Genomic DNA, 21,292 nt, shown 5'->3' on the forward strand with positions numbered 1-21,292 from the left:
CACCTTGTGGTTTCAATGCTGTTTCTATTGCTGTTTCTTTGTCTGATGTTATTGTTCCTGCACTTACTAAACTATCTAGAACTGTTTTAAAGTTTCCTTTTGCATTGGTTAACGCGTTTTCTATTGCTGTTTGTTCATCGGAAGTTATTGTTCCCGCACTTACTAACCCTGCTAACTTGTTTTCAAACATCTTCTTATGTTCTCCACCTTTAAAAGCACCTTGTGGAACTAAAGCACTTTTAATAGCTGACTCTTGATCTGAATTTATTGTTCCTGCACTTACTAATGAATCTAGTTTAGTTTGAAATCCATTATTTCGCCCTTGATGCTGAACTACTCCTGTACTACTTGTATTACTTGTTGAATCTGCCGCAAATACACCCGTACTTGCTCCTACCATTAAACTTGCTAAAATTACACCAGTCATAACTTTACTTTTAATACTTTTATTTTTCATCTCAATTCCTGCCTTTCAAACTCTTCTTTATTAGAAATTAAATGTATTATCTTTTCTTCGTTTTAATTATAGGAAATTATTGTTACAGCTTTGTCACAATAATCAATCAATAATGTTACAAATTTATGAATATTCATCATATTATGCAAATTCCTCTATGGCTTATCATTAATGTAACTTAATTTACAAGAATCGTAATATAATCTTAATTGATTATATTTGTTTAAAATAGTATAATTTCCTAGAATACAATTCAAACTTATATTGTAATATGTCACAACCTTACTACAAAGAAAGCTGACAAAGGAGCTCTATATAAGATGATGAAAAAATTGTTTAATACATACATAGGGAAGCTTAAAAATATTAAAAACAATAAAATTAATAAGAAATTTTTCTATATTGGGGCAGGATTAATAATTATATTTTTATTTGCTCTTTATTTTATATCCACGAATGATACTCTATACAACAAACCAATAGCAAAAATCACTTCAATAGTTGAAGATGGCTCAAATAAAGAAACAGATAATGGTAAAATTGAGCCAATTAAAAATCAAAAAGCTAAAGCTATTATAATGAATGGAACCTATAAAGGCAAAAGCATTGAACTTAATAATCTCTCCTCCTTTTCACAAGTTAATGACATAGATTTAAAAGTGAATGATGAGGTTTTTATATCAATTGTAGATAATGATAATAAAGAAATAACCTCTGCTAAAATACTTGACTTAAAGAGAGACAAATATCTTGTATATATATTGAGTATATTTATTGCTTTAATTTTGCTAGTTGGAGGATTTAAAGGTTTTAAATCTTTACTAAGCGTAATTATAAATATCATAATCTTGTTTACTGTAATCAGTTTATTTTCAATGGGATACGATTTAATGATGCTTTCCATAATAGCAAGCTTATTTTTTGTTATATTTTCTATCCTAATTGTGTCTGGAAAAAACAAAAAATCTATATCAGCTATTGTTGGAACTTTAATTGGAACTTTTATTTCACTCCTAATTGCAGGAATAATAATAAGTTCAAATAACTGGAACGGAATTCACTTTGAGGAAATGGAATTTCTCACTCATCCACCTGAAAAAATATTTTTCATCGAATTAGTAATAGGTACATTAGGAGGAATAATGGACATTGCTATATCCATTTCTTCAGCCATAGACGAATTATATAACAAAAATCCAAATATAGACACAAAAACTATTATTAAATCCGCAAGAGAAATTGGTCAAGACATTATGGGAACAATGGCAAATACATTAGTTTTTGCTTATCTAAGTGGCAGTATCCCAACTATATTGCTTCTTCTTAGAAATGAAATTCCGATTACATATATAATTAATATTAATCTTTCTTTAGAATTCATGAGAGCACTTATTGGAAGTATAGGCATTGTATTAAGTATACCGATAACAATATTTACTTCTATTCTTATTCTAAAAAAACATATGATTGGAGAAAATATAAGGCTATGAATATAATACTTTTACTACTTATTACTTTATTAATTCTTATGACTATTATTGGTGGTTCAAGAGGATTAAAATCCTTCTTCACCTTAATATTAAATTTCTTTACGCTGTTTTTTATGCTTATCTTAATAGGCTGCAAAATTGATCCAATTAAGATAACTTTTATAGGTGCTATATTTATTAGTTTTTTCAGCTTATTCTGTATCAATGGATTTAATAAAAAAACACTTTCATCCTTGTTTTCTGTTATGATTGTTATATTTTTAGTTATGTTTGTTACATATAACTTGAGTCAAAATGCTAACATACAAGGCTTTAGTAATGAGCAGACTGAAACTGTTGCATATCTTTCTCTGTATGTTCAATTAAATTTTTCTAAGTTAGTTATATGCGAAATACTAATTGGATTGCTGGGGGCTATTATTGATGTTTCCATATCAATATCTTCCTCTATGAACGAACTTTACAAAAATGATCCTCACATATCAAGAAATAATTTATTTAAATCTGGTATGAATATTGGCAAAGATATTTTAGGAACTATGACTAATACATTGCTTTTTGCATACATAAGTAGTTTCATGACCTTAATAATATACTTTAGTGAACTTAATTATACTCTTTCAGCTATTTTTAATGAAAAATTCTTTTGTTCTGAAGTATTTCAAGGCTTAAGCTGCGGTGTAGGAATTATTCTTATTATTCCTATAACAGCCTTTATTTCTTCAAGAATTTTCTTTTTTAAAACTAACTCAAATAAAATTGCTGATATACAGTAAAAATTCAAATCAACTGTTTTGTTAATAAATGAAAAATCTATTTTGTTATCTTGTTTATCCTTAAATAAACTCTTAAAACAAAATAGATTTTCATGATTAATACTATAAGTTCTGTTACAACCCCATGTATTAATTGTCTTCAAGTACAAATTCCTGGTATACCTTCCAGTTTCCTTCATCCCATTTATAAATTGTTATATTATCAAAATAACATTGGAATTCGCAAGGATATTGCTGAACATATTCCCATACCTTAGAATATATTGGCTTTAATTTCTTCGATGCTAAAGTTATATGAACAACTTTATTTTTTCCATCTTTTTTATCGAATTTAATGTACGAGATTTCACTCATTTTATCAATTAATCTATCATGGAGTTCCTTTGTTTCCTTTAACATGTTTACTTTCATATAAATAACTCTATCATCAAAATGATCATATCCATCTATTGTAAATTCCCTAGCTCTTTCATTCTCACAAAATTCCTCAATAATTCTACTTAAATCTGTAATTTCTTTATCATATTCAAAAGGTGCTTTTATAGTAAAATGAGCTGGAAGCTTAGATGATTTTACACTGAATTTCTTAAAAAGTTCTTTTCTTAAGTTATTATTAAATTCTCCTGCTTCTCCCTTTACTACACAAACTATTACATACCTCATATTTTATCTTAAATGGGAATGTGTATTATAACAGCTAAATCCCATTACACACTCCTTTCTATAATTTTTTCTTTTTTTGCAAACGGAATAAAATAATCTCTGCTCCATTTATTTATTGCAGTATTAAACCATTTATATTCTTTTGCATCTTCTATGTGTGTTGATATGAAGAAAATTATTTGAAACACCATAAATGCTTCTATGTACTTTATTTCTATTGTTTCATTAATAACACTTTTATATCCATTAACTATCCATTTTTGTTGATTAGGCTTATTAAAATGACTAAACAAGGAACCTAGATCCATATAATAATAACTAATACCGCTTAATCCGAAATCAATTGGAATTACATGTCCATTTTCATTTACAATTAAATTAGATTTTGCAAGATCACAGTGAACTATTCCTTTTGAATATTTTCGTAGTTCCAATTCATCCATAACCTCATAAATTCTACCAATAGCATCTTTTATTATTCTAAACTGCTCATTTGAAATAAACTTCAATTTTATCCCTCTTACAAGCTTAAATGATATTTTCTTTAATAATTTCCTATCATAACAATAACGATCCATTTTTTCATTCTCAACCCAAATTTTTGATAACTTATGGAACTTGCCAACCATTTTTCCAAGCTCAAATAAGATTTTATCAGTTAATTCTATCTCATCTATAGTCTTTCCATTTATCCAAGTTAACATGGTCACTAAGGTTCCATCACTCAGTTTTGTTATAAAATCACCATATTTATTTTTTACTGGAATCTGAGAGCATATATCCGTATATTTATTTATACTACGTATTATGTTTATTTCACTCATATGAAGATTAAAAGAATTTTCATTATCCCTTAAAATGTCTGAAGAAAATCTTTTGCTTGATTTGTGTATTCTAATAATATATTGTTTATTCGACAACATATCAGTGACTTTAAATATCTCATTCTCATTATGTCTTATAAATTCAACTTGAGGATATCTGATTTTATAATTACATAATGCTTCTTCTATTAAGGTATTCATTACTTCCCCCTTTATGAGATTTTAGTCTTTCTTATATATAATGACTTATGTTAATGTACACTTTTAAAGCTTATTTACTATTTTTCTATATACTTTTTTCATATGTTCCTCACTCGAGTACAATTCTATCTCATTTATTGGAATCCATTTAACTCCACTATTTTCATCTGGTTTAACTTTCAGTAAATCTTTTTCGTCTGCCTCTATTAAGTAAGCTACTGATGCATGCAAATGTGATGCTATATATTTGCTATTTTTTATATGTCCAAAGACTGTCAATATATCTATTGAAATAATATCTTTAGTTACAGGTTTAATATTCTCTACTCCAGTTTCTTCTTTAACTTCACGCATTGCAACATTTAATAAATCATTATCCCCATCAGCATGGCCGCCTGTCCATGCCCAAGAATTGTATATATTATGATGAATCATTAAAACCTTATCTCTATTTCTATTTACTACAAATCCCGAACTTGTAATATGTATAATTTCATTATCCCTAGTTAATATATCGTTAAATATCTTTGAATACCTTAATATTATTTCTTTATCTTTCTTTTCCTGTTCATTACAAGGTTCATATATTTCTATTGACTTAATCCAATTCATAATTCTTCTCACCTTCTATAAAATTTCTTTTCTCATTTTAGTATAGTTGATTTTCCTTTAACTAGTATAATAAGCATATACTTAAACTATAACTCTTCCATAATTTTATCACAAAAATCCAATTTTAATAGATATATAAATACTTATGTTTTATTACATTAATGTAAATTTAAAGGATATGAAAACAAATCACATCCTTCATAGCATATATATTATTTTATTCAATCAAAATAAAGCCTATCTCTTCTATCTGTATCATCCGTTGTTTCTATTTCACGGCCTGCTCCTCCACTAGTTGATCCGGCATTTCCGCCTATTCCGCCAAATCCACCACCAGCTCCACCTGCTGCTCCTCCTAATACTCCTGTTCCAGTCCCTGTTCCTATTGTACTGCCTCCATATGGGTTGCCGGTTCCTGTTCCCGGTGTGAAACCTCCAAAGATGTTCCCCATACCAGGTCCCATATTCCCTCCAAAGCCTCCGAATCCACTACTTGTTCCACCTGTGATTCCTCCAGTTGTTCCGGTTCCTGTTGTTGTTCCTGTTCCCATTGTACTTCCAGTTCCCATAGTGCCTCCGGTACCTGTTGTTCCTGTTCCTCCACCACCTGTTGCTCCTGTTCCTGATGTTCCTGTTGTTCCTGTTGTTCCTGTTGTTCCGGTTCCTTTTAATATTTGTGATGCACCTGTTGTTTGCCATTCTTGAACTTGTCTAATTGCATCTTGAGGTGTTTTTCCAAGTCCTACAAGTACACCTAATAGCATGTATTTTTGATATGCTCGTCTTGAAGCACTTCCTTGTTGATTGCTTTCACGCATAGCATAGCTGACTAATGGATCTATATATCTAATCCAATCATCAGGTTTAAACTTAGATGTATTTTGTTTTATCAGTCTATTTCCATATGAATTGAATCTGGAATTCATGTAATTATCATCAGTTAACACTCCAATCTTAGGTGCATTATTAAGAATTTCATCCATACCATGATAATAATTAAATTGTTCAGTCAAATCTTCACCAGCCGTAATGCCTTTATTCTTTCTTTCATTCCACACCGTTTCATTACTAACATCGTAAACTATACCTTCTATAGCCACATATGCCGGATTGCCATTTCTACCGTTATATTGAGATAACTCATCTAATGTAAATTCTTTTTGTTGCCTATAATAATTATAACTCTCTCCTGTAAGCTCATTAATAGTTTCAAAATCAAAATAAATTGACATAAGTACCTCTTAAATATTTCTACCTATAAAATATATGAATTCATTTAGAAAAAAGTTCATTAATTATTTTAATTTCCTATAATATAGCCTAAAATTTAATTTATTATATATTTATCAATTGAAATTATATCTTCCATTATTTTAATTGCGTTAAATCTATGGTAAACGTCTCTCCTACTTGTTTATATTCTACATCCATTTTTCCACTTTGCTCTGGATATTTAGCTGCATAAGGTGTTAATGTCAACATTTTTGCATTTTCATTTAGATTCCCATTAATATTTTCTATTTTAAATAATGCATTCTCTTTTCCACTATGAGATGCGTAAAATTCAACTTTATTTCCCAAATCATCAGTTCCTTTTAAATTCACATCATACATTGGTTCCATTTTAAAATTTAATATTGAAGCATAAATTTTTTGACCTAATGCGTTACTTGTGTACTTTTTCAAACTAAACTCCGTTCCATTTTCAAGAGTAAATTTATTATCAAGTGCTATTTCCTTAGTATCTATTTTTAATTGATCACCATTAGTCTTAAATTCAAAACCCCAATCATCACTATTTTTATTAACATTTCCGGTTTCTTCCACAGGGGAACATGAGAGTTTTATATCCAAATCTCCACTTAACCCTAAATCTCCTATATCATAAGTCAGTACTGATTGAATTGTATAATCATCAATACTTCTACTACTTCCACCCCCTCCAGTATTTAGTGCTTTTCCATTTATTGAAATACCATTAAACCCATGCCAAGCATCATCAATTTCATTTCGTTTTTCACCATAAATTTCACTCAGTTTTTTATCATAAGTCACATTATATGAAACCGTAAATTCATCTCCATCTAATATGACTTCGTTTAATTGTACTGTTACCCCATTGTTAGTTATAACTTTATTTATAACAGTTTTATAATCATCTAGATTATTTTGTATTCTTAAAAAACTACTGATATCCTCTACTCCTGCTATTTCCAATGCCATTGTTAATGCTTTTACTCCAACATTTGTTCCCACGAATGTAACAGTTAATGCTAAAACTACTCCTGCTGCTATAATATTTCTTTTATAAGATTTCTTTTTTGAAATTGATTTTCTAAATCTATCCTTAATATTTTTCTTTTCTATATCATTAAAATATTCTTCTTTATACTCTTGTAAATCTATACTCGCTTCATTTAACATATTATATATATAGTTTTTCATATTACTATCCTCAACTTTCCAGAACTTTAAATAAGTTTTTTATTTTTTTCTTTCCTCTAGAGATTCTATTATAAATAACATCTCTTTTGAGACCTGTTTCTTTAGTTATAATATCTATTTCCTTTTCCTCAACATATAATTTATAAAACAAATCCCTATCTTTTTCTTTTAGGCAATTAAGCATATCCTTGATTTCATCATCCAGCTCATCTTTTATAATATCTTCATGTGCATTGTCTGAAATACTTATGTTTAAATCATCTATATTTTCATATTTCAATCCTTTTAAATACTTTCTCTTATAATCAATAGACTTAAATTTTGATATTCCTGCTACCCAATTTTTGAATTCACTTTTATTTTCATCAAAACTATTAATGTTATTCCAAATTCCAAGTAGTATGTCATTAATACATTCATCTTGAATATTTGATAAATTATAGAGATGTCTCTTCACTATTGATTTAATGATCCATCCATAATTATCAATAACATAATCTAAGGCCTTCTCATTCTTCTTTCTTAATTGTTTAACAAAATTTCCTTCTCCAATTTTCATCTCTTTTCCTTTCTCTCTAATGCAAGCTTGCATGTGTTATTTATATCTCACACTTAATACTTCGCCCATCACTCTAATATATCTATCAATAATTATAACTTTTTCTATTTTTAATCCATACTAACTTGACTAGATTTTTTAATAATTATATAGTTATATAAGTACTCAAATTTGATTTTTACATATGTTTTTTCTTTTATATAGTAGAAAAAACAATATACTTATTCTATATACTTAACCGTAACTTTCTAACTTGAGTAAATAAATTATTAAGGGGGCATTATAATGAGTTTTATTAATGTAAGGAAAATACCATCTCCAGAGGAAATAAAAGCTATTACACCTCTAAACGCTGATTTAATGAAAATTAAAACTGAAAGAGATGAAGAAATTAAAAAAATATTTGCTGGACATAGTGATAAATTCATTGTTATCATTGGGCCTTGCTCAGCAGATGATGAAAATTCAGTTTGTGATTATGTAAGCAGACTTGCCAAAGTAAATGAAAAGGTAAAAGATAAGTTATTTATCGTACCCAGAATTTACACAAATAAACCTAGGACTACAGGTGAAGGATATAAAGGAATGTTTCATCAGCCTGATCCGGAAAAATCACCTAATATTCTTGAAGGGTTAATTTCTATCAGAAAAATGTTCATTCGTGCAATAGAGGAATCACATCTTACTCCTGCCGATGAAATGCTTTATCCTTCGAATTACATGTACTGTGATGATTTATTAACATATGTAGCTGTTGGGGCGCGAAGTGTTGAAAATCAGCAACATAGACTAACTGCTAGTGGAATTGATGTTCCTGTTGGTATGAAGAATCCAACGAGCGGTGATATATCAGTAATGTTTAATTCAATTCAAGCAGCACATGCTAAGCATAATTTCTTATACAGGCATAATGAAGTAAACACAACTGGAAATCCATATGCACATGCAATTATGCGTGGTTCCGTAAATAAACATGGAAACAACATTCCAAATTACCATTATGAAGATTTAATGAGAGTTGCAGAATTATATGGTGAGTACGATTTTCCTTACCCAGCAGTAATTGTAGATTCAAATCATGCTAATTCTATGAAGAAGTTTGCAGAGCAACCTCGTATAGTAAAAGAAATTCTTTATAGTAGAAATTACAACAACGATATTAAAAAACTAGTTAAAGGTGTTATGATTGAAAGCTACATAGAAGAAGGTTCCCAAAAAATTGATGAACATATTTATGGTAAATCAATTACAGACCCATGCTTAGGTTGGGAGGCTACTGAACAGTTACTTTATTACATTGCCGAGCAAGTTTAATTAATCCAGAAATCAATAAATAGAATTAATAGTTGTGGAAAAAATATCACCTTTTTTAATCTAAGTTCTGTTGTTTATTAGATTACTTTCTCCACAACTATAAATACACCAGAGGAGTTATAAATAAAAAAATGAGATACTTAAGTGACTATCATTTACATTCAAAATATTCTTTTGATTCTAGTCAGACTATTGAAGAAATTATAATTAAAGCTATCTCAATGAATCTAAGCGAAATATGTCTTACAGAGCATATCAGTTTTGACCCTAATGATAAAAGTTATAAATTTTTTAATTTTGCAGACTATGAAGATGAAATAAAAAAGCTTTCAAGTAAATATTTTAAAAAAATTAAGATAAAAAAGGGATTAGAAATTGGAGAATATCATCTTTATAAAAAAAAGTTTGATAATTTTTTCAAAGAACATAATTTAGATTTTATAATAGGCTCAATACATAATCTTAACGGAGAAAGCCTGAGAGTAAATATTTTAGAAAATGGTCTCAATTATTCTTATGAGACTTATTTTAAAGAAGTCTTAAAATTTGTACAAGTTGGAGATTTCGATGTGTTAGGACATCTTGATGTCATTCAGCGTTATGCTTTTAAAGGAGGCGGTGTTTACAACCTAAACGACTATAGGGATTACATCTATTCTATTTTAAAAGCAATAGTTTCAAGAGGAAAAGGAATAGAAGTGAATACTTCCGGCTTATGTAATAATTTGCTTTTTCCTAAACTTGAGATATTACAAATGTACAAAGATCTCAAAGGCGAAATTTTAACGGTAGGCTCTGACGCTCATACTTCAAATAGAGTTGGTGATAAAATAAATTATACATATGATCTCATAAAAAACTTAGGTTTTAAATATGTATTTACTTATGATAATAGAAAACTTAATGACAGACTTTTGTAGTGTTTTACTAAATTCAGATAGCAGTAATATATGCTCTGAGTTTAGTTTGTTCTTATGTTCTCATTTTGAATATCAATTAATTCCGCGTCTGTACTAATCTCTATAAATCTCAAAATATTTTCCATAATAGAATCTGATTGCGCTATATTGGCATATATGCCTGCAATTCCAATAACTATAATCTTATGTATATCCTGTGCATCTGCCTCACATACTGATACATTAAACTTATTTTTTAATTTTTGAGTTATGCTCCTTATAATCATCCTTTTTTCTTTTAATGAATGTACCCATTCTGCTCTTAAAGTAACCTTCATAAATAAAATATTCATCCTTCCCTCTCCTTACTTTTTTCTTTATTGATTATTATACACATAATTTTTCTGAAAATTCTGCTATTTTTATAAATAATTTAACTTTAGCAAGCCTTCTTTATTATAAATGCAAAAGCAAACATATTTTCATAATTAACTTAAGATCTATGTGTCTTTTTTTGACAAACTATCATTTTTACCTTAGTGTAATTTTAGTTTAAATGATTTATATTATTAATATACAAAGAATAGCATTATTAAATAAATTTTATTTGGAGGGATCGTTATGAACTATAGAACTCATAAAACTTCAAAATTAGATTTAATTAATTATAATTTTAATAAAAATATTATTCATGACTTAGTTTCAAAAAATTTATTAAATATCTCAAAGCATTTTGTCAATAGATGTAAATCCTTTTTAAACTTTCTTTTTGCTCCTACAAGCTATGTATATGATGATGCTTCTGACACTTTTAAATCTTATAATGACAGATATTACTTTAGAGATATTACTGATCTAAAGCTAAAAGCTTCTCAAAGAACTTTTTTATAATATGTAAAACTGATAATTAACTTAAGAGCAAGAATTAATTATATATAATTTAAGGCCAGGTAAATATTTTTATCCTGTGACTAATGAAATTTCTAAATTAGGGTTCTATTTTGTAGTATTTTTACAATACTACAAAATAGAACCCTAATTGTTAAACTAATTTTCATATTTTTCCTGCTCAAATACTAATCTGATTTTATTAATTTATATCATATCAATATTGAATTTATCTAAAATATCATATCTATCAACTTCATTGTCGAGGTCTACAACTAAGAAATTCAAATATTTCTAATTTATATTGAAGGACACTTGTCCTATTTCCTTACGCTAAAATAATATTATTATTATTCACTTTTAGCAAATGTATGTCGCAATGTGTATATCTGCATTTGACATACCTCTGTGCTTGTTATATTCTTTAATGCAATACCTATGCATACTCATTCTAATTATTTGCTTTTTACATATGATGCAGAATAAATAATCATCTCCATTATCCTAGTCCCGCTTAGTTTATTTTTTTATTATTGTAGTAGCATAACTTTTGAGTGTATTAATCTTCCTTTAAATCAAATCATGAAATATTTTACTTATTATTAACATACTTCTTGATAAATAATACATATCCAATCTAAACATTTATATCTCTATCCCTTAAAGGTGCATTAATAGAATATTTTTTAATATTCCTATAAGCTTATCTGTAATGATTTATACTGTCTTCTCTAAAATTATTCTGATGTAATAAAATCTAATTTAACACTCTTCCTGCGTACTTCATATTTGAGTTTAAAAGCCCAGAGATTTTAACAACATCTCCTGTATGAGGTGCCTGTATATACATTCCGTCTCCAATATACATTCCTACGTGTGTTGACTCTGATGGCTTATTAAAAACTAAGTCACCTGGCTTAATTTCATTGATACTAATAGTTTTTGCAAAGCTTTGTTGTTCTTGTGACATTCTCGGCATATTTATTCCTTGTGATTTAAAAACATACTGCATAAGCCCAGAGCAGTCAAATCCCTTCGGTGAATCTCCTCCCCATAAATATGGAACTTTTAAGTTTTTTTCAGCTTCCTCTATTAATGCCCTAGCTTCACCTGTAATATCATCTGATAGAGTTACTGGTATAGTAATACTCATATCATAATTTAGCACTCCATTATTATCATGAACATATTTTAAAAGGTTTAATTTTTGATCTTCTAATTCTTTAATTTGTTTTCCGACATCCTCCTCATTTTTTTGTAGCTCCTCATGCTCTTTCTCTATACCAGCCTGTATATCCATTAGTCTTTTTTGAGATTCTTTTGCTTCTGATATAAGCTTTTTATCACTATCACAAATTTGAGATACTAATGAAAACTTCTTCAAAGCATCTAATATGTTCCCAGAAGAAAATACTGCATCTAAATATTGCATAGATGTAACCTCAATTCCTCCGTTTAACTGAATTCCTCTTAATCTCTCTGCCAATTTATCATCTCTTTCATCAACCTTTTTCTGCGCAGCTTCAACTTCCTTTTCATTATCTTTTATATCATTCTCTTTTTCAATAATTTGCTCTTTTAATTCAGTTAATTTATTCATATTGTATTCAATTTTATTGTCACATTCCTGTATATTTTGTATAGCTTGTTCAGTTGATAATTCTTTTGGTTCCGCTAGTGCTGGTAAAGTATTAATTATTGACGTAATAAAAAATAGTAAAGTTGCGACAACCGCAATTTTATAATTCTTCTTCATCTTATCCTCCTTTAGCACCTGTTCCATTGAATATCATTTATTTATCTTAACTATATATATTAAAAAAATATTAAGATTATGATTACCGTTCCTCTTTAAATAAATCAAGCCCTTATAATCAAACATCTTACATATACAATTATCCAGTTAAGGTGTTAACTGTTTTTCATTTATCAATTTACAAAAAAAACAACAAGAGTTTTACTTTCACTCTTGTTGTTTTTTAATAAAAAATTAAATTTGATGGTCTATAACTATGTAATTTTTATTTTCTTACTTAGATTCACTTTATTTATTTATTTAATAGAGTATGTATTACCCTTGTTGCATCCATATATTTTGCAATAGATTTATCATAATTCAATCTATTTATTATTCTAGCTGTAAGTTCTGACATATCTACAGATTTATACCATTCAACATCTGTTAAATCTTGTGGTATATATGTTAAATTAGTAGAATATATTCTTGATATTAATCCTTCTTTATGAGCTTCATTGAACTTTTCAAATCCTTCTGTAAAAAAGGCAAAAGTTGCTGCTACAAATATATTTCTAACATTTCTCTTCTTTAATTCTTTAGCGATATCAAGAACTGATTCTCCAGATGCTATCATATCATCAACAATTAATACATCTTTCCCTTCAACATCTCTTCCCATATATTCATGTTGAACGATTGGATTCTTACCATTAACTATTGTAGAATGATCTCTTCTCTTGTAGAATAAACCAACATCAACACCTAGTGCACTTGAGTAATAAATAGCTCTATCCATTGCTCCAGTATCTGGACTTATTACAAGTAATTTTTCTTTATCTAATTCTAATGACTCTTCATTAGATAGTATTCCTTTTACTATGTCATAAGTTGGATATATATTTTCAAAAGACAATAATGGAACAGCATTTTGAATATTAGGATCGTGAACATCAAAAGTAATGATTTCCTCAACACCTAATCTTTCAAGTTCTTGAAGTGCTAACGCACAATCTAAAGATTCTCTTCCTTTACGTCTATGTTGTCTTGATTCATATAGCAGCGGCATTATTACACTTATTCTTGCTGCTTTTCCTCTAATTGCGGCAACAGTTCTCTTTATATCTTGAAAATGCTCGTCAGGCCCTTTATGATTTTCAATTCCAAACATTTTATATGTACAGCTGTAGTTTCCTACATCACATAAGATATAAATATCCTTTCCTCTAACAGTTTCTGAAATTTTAACTTTTCCTTCTCCGTTAGAAAATCTAATTTCATCAATTGGTATTAAGTATGATTCTGTAGAATTTCTGCTTTTTCTAATATACTCGTCTATAGCATTACCTAGTTCTTTGCAGCTTTCTAGTGCTATTATTCCAAGTTCATGATTTAACTGATTCATTTGCGTTCCCCTTTTTTTAATTATTTTGTATAAGTGCTTATTATTATAAAAAAACTCAAACAAATTAAGTATACCTTAAATTTATATGTTTATAAATACTTATTATAAATTTAATAAAAAATTTAATAATATAAACAATATTAGCTCCAATTATGAATCTTCTTTCAATTATTACTTAATGATATAATTATTATCCTTAATATGCTACTATAAATCTCTATAATTATTAATAAAATATACACTAATTGCTTATATAACGAACCCTATAAAAAATAAGGTGTATGTAAAAACGCATAAAAACATCTAAACATAACACCTAATAATTAATATAATGGAATGAATTTTTAACTTAAAGAGTATATGTTATTAGTGGTATTACCTTATTCACCTATTATTTTTCCATCTTTTATTGTTATTATTCTCTGTGTTTCATCTGCTAATTCTTTATCATGAGTAATTAACACTATAGTCCTTCCTTGTTTTTCATGAATCTTATGAAATATATTCATTACTATTCTTCCTGTTTGAGAATCAAGTGCTCCTGTTGGTTCATCTGCTAGTATAATATCTGGATCATTTGCAAGAGCCCTAGCAATTGCAACTCTTTGTTTCTGTCCTCCTGACAATTCGCTTGGAAGATGATTTAATCGATCCTCCATACCTACTAGTTCTAATAATTCTTTTGCTCTGCCTATTCTTGTTTTCCTGTCTAATCCATAATAAAGCATTGGTAATTCAACATTTTTTAATGAATCTGTCCTAGGTATTAAGTTTGAGGTTTGAAATACAAATCCTATTTTTTTATTCCTTATTTCAGATAATTTATTGTCGCTTATTTGACTAATATCTATCCCATCCAGAATGTATCTTCCTGAAGTTTGTCTATCAAGAGCTCCTATTATATTCATCAGTGTACTCTTTCCAGATCCTGATGCACCAATAATAGCTACAAATTCCCCCTTTTTCACATTGAGATTAATATTTTTTAGAATATCCAACTGATTAGGTTTTCCTATGAAAAAGCTTTTTGTGATATCTTCCATTTCTATTATACCTTTTTCCAATTAACTCCCCTCCATATCACATTAACATAGTAAATAATCCCACTATATTCATCCAATGTAATACACTAGTTTTCAATTTTATATTACTTAGTTTAGCAATATTTTGTTACTAGCTGTAAAAATATATTAGGTCGCTAATTTTATATCCCGTTTTCCTTTTCTTTCCTTTATATTATCATCTTATAAGTATCAATTCAATGTAAATATTTTCATTGGTGTAAATAAAAAAACAACATATTGATTTCTAGTATCAATAGTTGTTTATAATTCTTAATTTGAAATAATTTATTATAATTATTAGCCAAAACACTTATCAGTATTTATATTTCTTAAAATTTTTAAATTCTTAATAGTATGTCATTTATATCTTCACTTATTCTTATTCTTTCATCATAAACCCACTTTGCATCAAACTTTAAATTAAATATCTTAGAAAATGAATAATACATGTTTACCTTTTGGTAGTATATTTCTAAATCGTCCAAACCTCCTTTAAAGCACTCTGGCTTAAATAATTCTTCCTGCTTATTTATAAACAGCTCATCTACATAATTTAAAAATGCATCCATTAACTCATCTCTGCTTACATCAAACGGAACTTTTAATAAGTCCCATTGAACCTCTTCCCTAAGCTTATATTTCTTTACTCTATCTAGGATTATAAGATATTCGCTAATATCCATCTTTTTATAGTAATCCAATTTCTCCTCTCTAGTGCTCCAAAGTGCAAGCTTTTCATTTAAAGGCAGACTTCTAATCTTAAGTATGGCTTCTGATGGACCTATAACTGCTTGCTTTATAATTTCATCTTCTGTTTCAAGTTTAGCTTTGATTACATCCGCATTGCCTCCAACACTAGCAATGTATCCTACATCATAAATTCCAATTCTTCCTGCACGTCCTCCAACCTGCTTTACTTCCTGAGATGTTAATTCCCGTACTTCTTCTCCATCAAATTTTCTTATGCTCATAAAAATTATTCTTCTAATTGGTAAATTTACTCCCATTCCAATTGCATCAGTAGTTACTAGTATTTTATTTTCTTTGTTTATAAACTGCTCATACTGCATTTTTCTAACTTCAGGCGGCAGATCTCCATAAATCACACTTGTTCTAATACCTCTGCTTGAATATTCCTGAGCTATTTCTAACACTCTTTTTTTAGAAAATACTACAATAGCATCTCCCTCCACAGCATCATTGTAACTAAAATTCTTATATTCAATTTCTAAAGGTATAGCTCGTGTGTATTCCTTTATTTCGTAATCATCCTTACAGTCCTTTATTATCGTTTCTAATATAAATCTTGCATTAGCAGCTCCACATATATGTATTTCATCACACTTAAGACCTAGTACTGCCTTACTCCATGCCATTCCACGAAACGGATCACTAATCATTTGAATTTCATCTATTACTGCTATGTCATAATGCTCTTTTAAGTTCACTTTTTCTATAGTACATGAAGTGTGAGTAGCACTAGGATTTACTATTTCCTCTTCTCCAGTCAATAAATCACAAATGACTCCTTCTTTATTTAGCCTTTCAAAATTTTCTAAGGCTAAAATTCTAAGTGGAGATAAATAAACACCCTTTTTAGCCTTTTTAAGGCGTTGTAGTGCATTATAAGTTTTACCTGTATTGGTATCTCCTAGATGTATATAGAATTTTCTCTTCATTCCTCTAGCTTTAAGATATTCATCTTTAGGATTCCCTGGAAAATTTTCTTCAAATTCCTTTGCAACGAGCTTTGGTATATGTAATTTTGTAAGTATTGTCATTAGTCCTTGATTCAAATAACTATTATAATTTCCACGTACTACTTCATAAAAATCAAATTCTGTATTATTATTGTTATTATAATTATCAAGCATTTTCTTTGACACATCTTCTAATAATTCTTCATACCTCTCATAGACTTCCTCAAAATCTTTTAAGCTTTGATTTTCTAATTCCTTAAGTTTTCTTAGCTTTTTTCTTATTGAACTTTCATGTTCTATAAGAGCTCCTGTTTTTGAATGTTCTACTATTTCTGCTATTTGATTTATCTGACTTTTGTATTTCTTAAATTCTCTTTGTGCTGCATTATTTTTCATTTATCAAAGCTCCCCTCTTTATCCAATTAACAGTTAAGAAACAATCTATTTATTATTTTATATAATTACAAGAAAATTATACCATACCCTCATATTAACTATAAATCATTATGTAATATTTCATAAGTTTAATTCATATAATTAATCATCAATATAAATTTAACAACAATAACTAATATTATATATTAAATAAAATTTTATATAAATTGTTACTATTTTCACAGCTATAACGAATGCATATACGATAAGTTGATAAAAGCAACTATATATAAAGAAAGGCGGAAATATTACTATGACTAATTCAAAGATATTAAATTTTGATTCTCTAAAGAAAATTAAGGAAAACAAACATACTTCTTATATTGCTGCCCCTCAAACAAAATCTTCTTCTAACTTCAGCGATATAATTAATGATGAAATTACAAATTTTTTCTTAGATGCTATACACAAAAACTACCTTCGAAACAAGCAAAAAAATTCATAAATGATACTTCCATCTTATGAAATAAGCTTTACTCTCCAATGCAACTTGCATCAAAGATACTTATAAAATCTAAAAATTAAGCCGCAAATTCAATTTTTTGAATAATGCGGCTTAACTTTTAGATAATAATATTTTAACTTACTATTTATTATTTTGCATATCTCTTTAAAATCTCAATTATAATTTGTGTACAAATATCCATACCTTCAACTGTTATATGTTCAAATTCCCCATGATACGCAAATCCTCCTGTGCCAAGATTTGGACAAGGCAATCCCATATAACTTAATGTTGCTCCATCAGTACCACCACGAATTGGTTCTATTAGTGGTGTAACATTTAAAGCTTTCATCGCATCTGTTGCATTATCGATTAAATGCATGCAAGGTTTTATATTTTCAAGCATGTTTTTATATTGATCTTTTAAATTTACTTTTACTGTTCCTTCACCATATTTCTCGTTTAATAATTTTTCTACCAACAACATAGTAGATTTTTTATTTTCGAATTTTTCACTATTATGATCTCTTAAAATATACTTTAAAGTTGCATGGTCTGTACTTCCATTAAAGCTTTCTAAATAATAAAAGCCTTCGTATCCTTCTGTATGTTCTGGTCTTTCACATGCAGGTAACATTGAATTAAATTCAATCCCAACATTTGTTGCATTTATCATTGTATTTTTTGCAGAACCTGGATGAACTGATACTCCATGAATATTTACTGTCGCTGCCGCTGCATTGAAGTTTTCATAAGAAATCTCACCTTCTATCCCACCATCAATTGTATAAGCAAAATCTGCACCAAAGTTTTTCACATCAAATAAATGAGCTCCAAGACCTACTTCTTCATCTGGAGTAAATCCAACACATATTTTCCCATGAGGAATATTTTCTTTTAGAATAGTCTCACAAGCTGTTAGTATTTCCGCAATACCAGCTTTATCGTCAGCACCTAAAAGTGTGGTTCCATCTGTTGTAATTAAAGTTCTTCCTTTTAAATTTTTTAAATGAGGAAACTTTTCAGGTGATAATATACTATTGTTTCCTTTTAAAATAATATCATTACCATCATAATTTTCAATTATTTGTGGCTTTACATTTTCTCCACAAGCTGCTGGCGCAGTATCTAAATGAGCAATTAAACCTATACTTGGTTTATTCTCATAACCTTTTGTTGCAGGGATTACTCCATACACATAGCTATGCTCATCAACTCTGCATTCTTCAAGACCAATATCTTTCATTTCTTCAACTAGAATGTTAGCTAAATCAAATTGCCTTTTTGTTGTTGGATGTGTCTCAGAACTTTCATCCGATGTTGTATATACCTTTACATATTTTAATAAACGTTCATAAGCCTTCATAATATTCTCCTCCTAAAATTAATAATTTATTTATTTTTACTATATATTTTACATTTATAAAACATACTAATCATACTTAATTCTTATATTAAAATTCTATAGTCTATATGTACTTAATCCCCATTTATAAAATTTCTTATTCTCTCTAAAAGCATGCTTAATGCAACAGTATTTTCCCCACCCTCTGGAATTATTATATCTGCTCTTTTCTTACTAGGATCCACAAATTCCTCATGCATAGGTTTTACTGTGCTTAAATATTGATTTATTACTGAATCTAAATCTCTTCCTCTTTCCTTAACATCTCTTAACAATCTTCTTATTATTCGTACATCACCATCTGTATCTACAAATACTTTAATATCCATTAAATCACAAAGTTCTTTATTTTCAAATATTAATATTCCTTCAACTATAATAACTTTTGTTGGTTTCACTTCAACAGTTTGATTTAATCTTGTATGTTCAACAAATGAATATACTGGATGATATATTATTTTCCCTTCCTTCAATTCTTTTAACTGATCTATTAAAAGATCCGTATCAAAAGAATCTGGATGATCATAATTAAGTTTTTTTCTTTCTTCAAAAGGAATTCCTTCATTTGATTTGTAGTAATAATCATGGCAAAGAATTACTACTTCCTCATTAAAAACTTCCTTTATGTTTTGTGCCAAAGTAGTTTTTCCTGATCCACTCCCTCCAGCTATACCTATTATCATTATATCTTGCATATTTTCCTCCAAAATAACTTAATATATATTTCACTTAACAATTAATAATTAAAGTCAAAGAAAAAAAGTTTGTCCGCTAACCACCAGCTTTTATTTATCTATTTCTCTTATGATTTCATAAAATCAACTATTAACGACTTTAGAACTAAACCACAATATAGGATTTCTGTTTCATCTTTTAGTAAATCCTCATCTAGTGCCTATTAAATTTTATTATAAAACCTAAAAAAAGACAACTCTTATGTAATTTAATATTCTTAATAATATTAATCTACATAAGAGCTTTAGTTCAATCATTTTATTTCTTTATAATCACAATGCATTTTTTTGCAAATCTGAAGATTTTTTATATAAATATACTGTCAAATTTTTATTTTCTTTATTTACGTTATTTAATACAACTGCATTCTCTTTTCTATAAGATTCATTATTTTCTGTTTCAAAAAATTCTATAGCTTTATTAACCCTTTTTAGTTCTCCATAATCATTTTTATACAGAACAGATAACTTTTCGTCAACGCCTTCTCTATAAGTATCAATTCTTCTTCCTTCAAGTCGTTTTTCTTGAATTTCTCCATAACTCAAATTATTCAGTTCTTGATCATTTATAATATTTTTTTCTTTATAAGAGGATTTTTTTTCTTTAATATTTTTATTTTGCAAAACACTTTCAATCTTAGTTACTAGTGCTTCATATTTATTTATCATATTTAGTAATTCTCTATACTCATAGACATCTTGTCCGTATTTATTTTTAAAATCGTCAAGCATATCCATGGCTTTATCTTTATCATATATCCCTTTGTAAGATAAATCCTTGGCTAATTTTTTTACTATATTATTTATGCTTCGATATCTTATGAATTTGAGCATTTTTATAACGAAGAACATAGATAATAGACAGCAAGGTACTGAAACTAATGGAAAATTAATTAATAGTACTCCTAGAAGTATTAAAAATGTAAAATTTCTACTCGCATCCTCATATACCTCAATTCCTTTGATTAACATAGGATTGTAAGAAAAGATTGTATCTATCATTAATTTCTTATTTTTTTGATTTATCTTTCTATCACTTTTAACAAATCTATTTTTATGTCTTATCATACGCCCTCCTCCTATTATTGTAATTATTTCCTTAATTTTACATCACATATTATTTATTATCAAGCTCTTATATGATTTAAATATTTATGTTTTTTTTCATTTTTTCTTAAAGTTCTTTTAATTATTCTTTATTTCTTTATCGTATCAATTCAAAATATGTCTATTTTCATTGC

Annotated in this window: 20 protein-coding genes and 1 pseudogene; 6 read left to right on the plus strand and 15 right to left on the minus strand. The window is 28.0% G+C overall.

The window, feature by feature from the left end; genetic code table 11:
- Positions 1 to 457, minus strand: a pseudogene (locus CLOBL_RS07800) (hypothetical protein); the annotation flags it as partial.
- 320 nt (positions 458 to 777) lie between these two features.
- On the opposite strand from CLOBL_RS07800, the gene CLOBL_RS07805 reads away from it, so the two are divergent.
- Positions 778 to 1,947 (plus strand): YibE/F family protein, encoded by a 1,170-nt coding sequence (locus CLOBL_RS07805; protein ID WP_077858506.1) that lies wholly within the window; start codon positions 778 to 780, stop codon positions 1,945 to 1,947.
- Positions 1,944 to 2,723: a YibE/F family protein gene (locus tag CLOBL_RS07810; RefSeq protein ID WP_077858507.1), complete on the plus strand. Its 780-nt coding sequence runs from the start codon at positions 1,944 to 1,946 to the stop codon at positions 2,721 to 2,723. Before CLOBL_RS07805 ends, CLOBL_RS07810 begins: the two co-directional genes overlap by 4 nt.
- A 129-nt stretch (positions 2,724 to 2,852) precedes the next feature.
- Here the strand turns inward: CLOBL_RS07810 and CLOBL_RS07815 are convergent, their stop codons facing one another.
- The 6 genes from CLOBL_RS07815 to CLOBL_RS07840 all read right to left on the minus strand — a co-directional run bounded on the left by CLOBL_RS07815 (position 2,853) and on the right by CLOBL_RS07840 (position 8,027).
- Positions 2,853 to 3,386 (minus strand): 2'-5' RNA ligase family protein, encoded by a 534-nt coding sequence (locus tag CLOBL_RS07815; RefSeq protein ID WP_077858508.1) that lies wholly within the window; start codon positions 3,384 to 3,386, stop codon positions 2,853 to 2,855.
- Between the two features lie 44 nt (positions 3,387 to 3,430).
- Positions 3,431 to 4,411 carry a phosphotransferase gene (locus CLOBL_RS07820; RefSeq protein ID WP_077858509.1) on the minus strand — a complete coding sequence of 327 codons (981 nt, stop codon included), beginning with the start codon at positions 4,409 to 4,411 and terminating at the stop codon, positions 3,431 to 3,433.
- Between the two features lie 63 nt (positions 4,412 to 4,474).
- Positions 4,475 to 5,023, minus strand: coding sequence for an NUDIX hydrolase (locus CLOBL_RS07825; RefSeq protein ID WP_077858510.1), 549 nt, complete (start codon positions 5,021 to 5,023; stop codon positions 4,475 to 4,477).
- Positions 5,024 to 5,244: 221 nt separating this feature from the next.
- A complete protein-coding gene (locus CLOBL_RS07830) occupies positions 5,245 to 6,255 on the minus strand; it encodes a cytochrome b5 domain-containing protein (protein WP_077858511.1) in 1,011 nt (336 codons plus the stop codon).
- A gap of 136 nt (positions 6,256 to 6,391) precedes the next feature.
- On the minus strand, positions 6,392 to 7,468 hold the full coding sequence (locus CLOBL_RS07835; protein WP_077858512.1) for a DUF4179 domain-containing protein: 1,077 nt from the start codon (positions 7,466 to 7,468) through the stop codon (positions 6,392 to 6,394).
- A gap of 10 nt (positions 7,469 to 7,478) precedes the next feature.
- Positions 7,479 to 8,027, minus strand: coding sequence for a sigma-70 family RNA polymerase sigma factor (locus CLOBL_RS07840; protein ID WP_077858564.1), 549 nt, complete (start codon positions 8,025 to 8,027; stop codon positions 7,479 to 7,481).
- A 285-nt stretch (positions 8,028 to 8,312) separates the two neighbouring features.
- On the opposite strand from CLOBL_RS07840, the gene CLOBL_RS07845 reads away from it, so the two are divergent.
- Positions 8,313 to 9,341, plus strand: a complete 1,029-nt coding sequence (locus tag CLOBL_RS07845) for a 3-deoxy-7-phosphoheptulonate synthase (RefSeq protein ID WP_009170019.1) — start codon at positions 8,313 to 8,315, stop codon at positions 9,339 to 9,341.
- 131 nt (positions 9,342 to 9,472) lie between these two features.
- Positions 9,473 to 10,261, plus strand: coding sequence for a histidinol-phosphatase HisJ family protein (locus tag CLOBL_RS07850; RefSeq protein WP_077858513.1), 789 nt, complete (start codon positions 9,473 to 9,475; stop codon positions 10,259 to 10,261).
- 41 nt (positions 10,262 to 10,302) lie between these two features.
- Here CLOBL_RS07850 and CLOBL_RS07855 read toward each other — a convergent pair whose 3' ends face one another.
- Positions 10,303 to 10,593 carry a DUF503 domain-containing protein gene (locus CLOBL_RS07855; protein WP_077858514.1) on the minus strand — a complete coding sequence of 97 codons (291 nt, stop codon included), beginning with the start codon at positions 10,591 to 10,593 and terminating at the stop codon, positions 10,303 to 10,305.
- 268 nt (positions 10,594 to 10,861) lie between these two features.
- Here CLOBL_RS07855 and CLOBL_RS07860 point away from each other — a divergent pair, with 268 nt between their 5' ends.
- A complete protein-coding gene (locus tag CLOBL_RS07860) occupies positions 10,862 to 11,131 on the plus strand; it encodes a hypothetical protein (protein WP_077858515.1) in 270 nt (89 codons plus the stop codon).
- Between the two features lie 754 nt (positions 11,132 to 11,885).
- On the opposite strand, the gene CLOBL_RS07865 is transcribed toward CLOBL_RS07860, so the two are convergent.
- From CLOBL_RS07865 to CLOBL_RS07880, 4 genes are all read right to left on the minus strand, one after another.
- A complete protein-coding gene (locus CLOBL_RS07865; RefSeq protein WP_077858516.1) occupies positions 11,886 to 12,884 on the minus strand; it encodes a C40 family peptidase in 999 nt (332 codons plus the stop codon).
- Positions 12,885 to 13,176: 292 nt separating this feature from the next.
- Positions 13,177 to 14,268, minus strand: a complete 1,092-nt coding sequence (locus CLOBL_RS07870) for a ribose-phosphate pyrophosphokinase (RefSeq protein WP_077858517.1) — start codon at positions 14,266 to 14,268, stop codon at positions 13,177 to 13,179.
- Positions 14,269 to 14,648: 380 nt separating this feature from the next.
- Complete coding sequence (locus CLOBL_RS07875; RefSeq protein WP_143323849.1) at positions 14,649 to 15,332, minus strand: ABC transporter ATP-binding protein; 684 nt, start codon at positions 15,330 to 15,332, stop codon at positions 14,649 to 14,651.
- Between the two features lie 338 nt (positions 15,333 to 15,670).
- Positions 15,671 to 17,428, minus strand: coding sequence for a helicase-related protein (locus tag CLOBL_RS07880; protein WP_077858518.1), 1,758 nt, complete (start codon positions 17,426 to 17,428; stop codon positions 15,671 to 15,673).
- A 292-nt stretch (positions 17,429 to 17,720) separates the two neighbouring features.
- Between CLOBL_RS07880 and CLOBL_RS07885 the strand changes: the two genes are divergently transcribed.
- Entirely contained in the window at positions 17,721 to 17,912 is a 192-nt protein-coding gene (locus tag CLOBL_RS07885) for a hypothetical protein (RefSeq protein WP_242953799.1), read from the plus strand.
- Positions 17,913 to 18,060: 148 nt separating this feature from the next.
- On the opposite strand, the gene pepT is transcribed toward CLOBL_RS07885, so the two are convergent.
- The 3 genes from pepT to CLOBL_RS07900 form a co-directional block, all read right to left on the minus strand.
- A complete protein-coding gene (gene pepT, locus CLOBL_RS07890) occupies positions 18,061 to 19,278 on the minus strand; it encodes a peptidase T (RefSeq protein WP_077858520.1) in 1,218 nt (405 codons plus the stop codon).
- Between the two features lie 113 nt (positions 19,279 to 19,391).
- Entirely contained in the window at positions 19,392 to 20,012 is a 621-nt protein-coding gene (udk, locus tag CLOBL_RS07895; protein ID WP_009170009.1) for a uridine kinase, read from the minus strand.
- Between the two features lie 312 nt (positions 20,013 to 20,324).
- On the minus strand, positions 20,325 to 21,119 hold the full coding sequence (locus CLOBL_RS07900; RefSeq protein ID WP_077858521.1) for a hypothetical protein: 795 nt from the start codon (positions 21,117 to 21,119) through the stop codon (positions 20,325 to 20,327).
- Between the last annotated feature and the right edge of the window lie 173 nt (positions 21,120 to 21,292).

Origin of the sequence: Clostridium sp. BL-8, assembly GCF_002006495.1 — a bacterium.
Taxonomy (GTDB): Bacteria; Bacillota; Clostridia; order Clostridiales; family Clostridiaceae; genus Clostridium.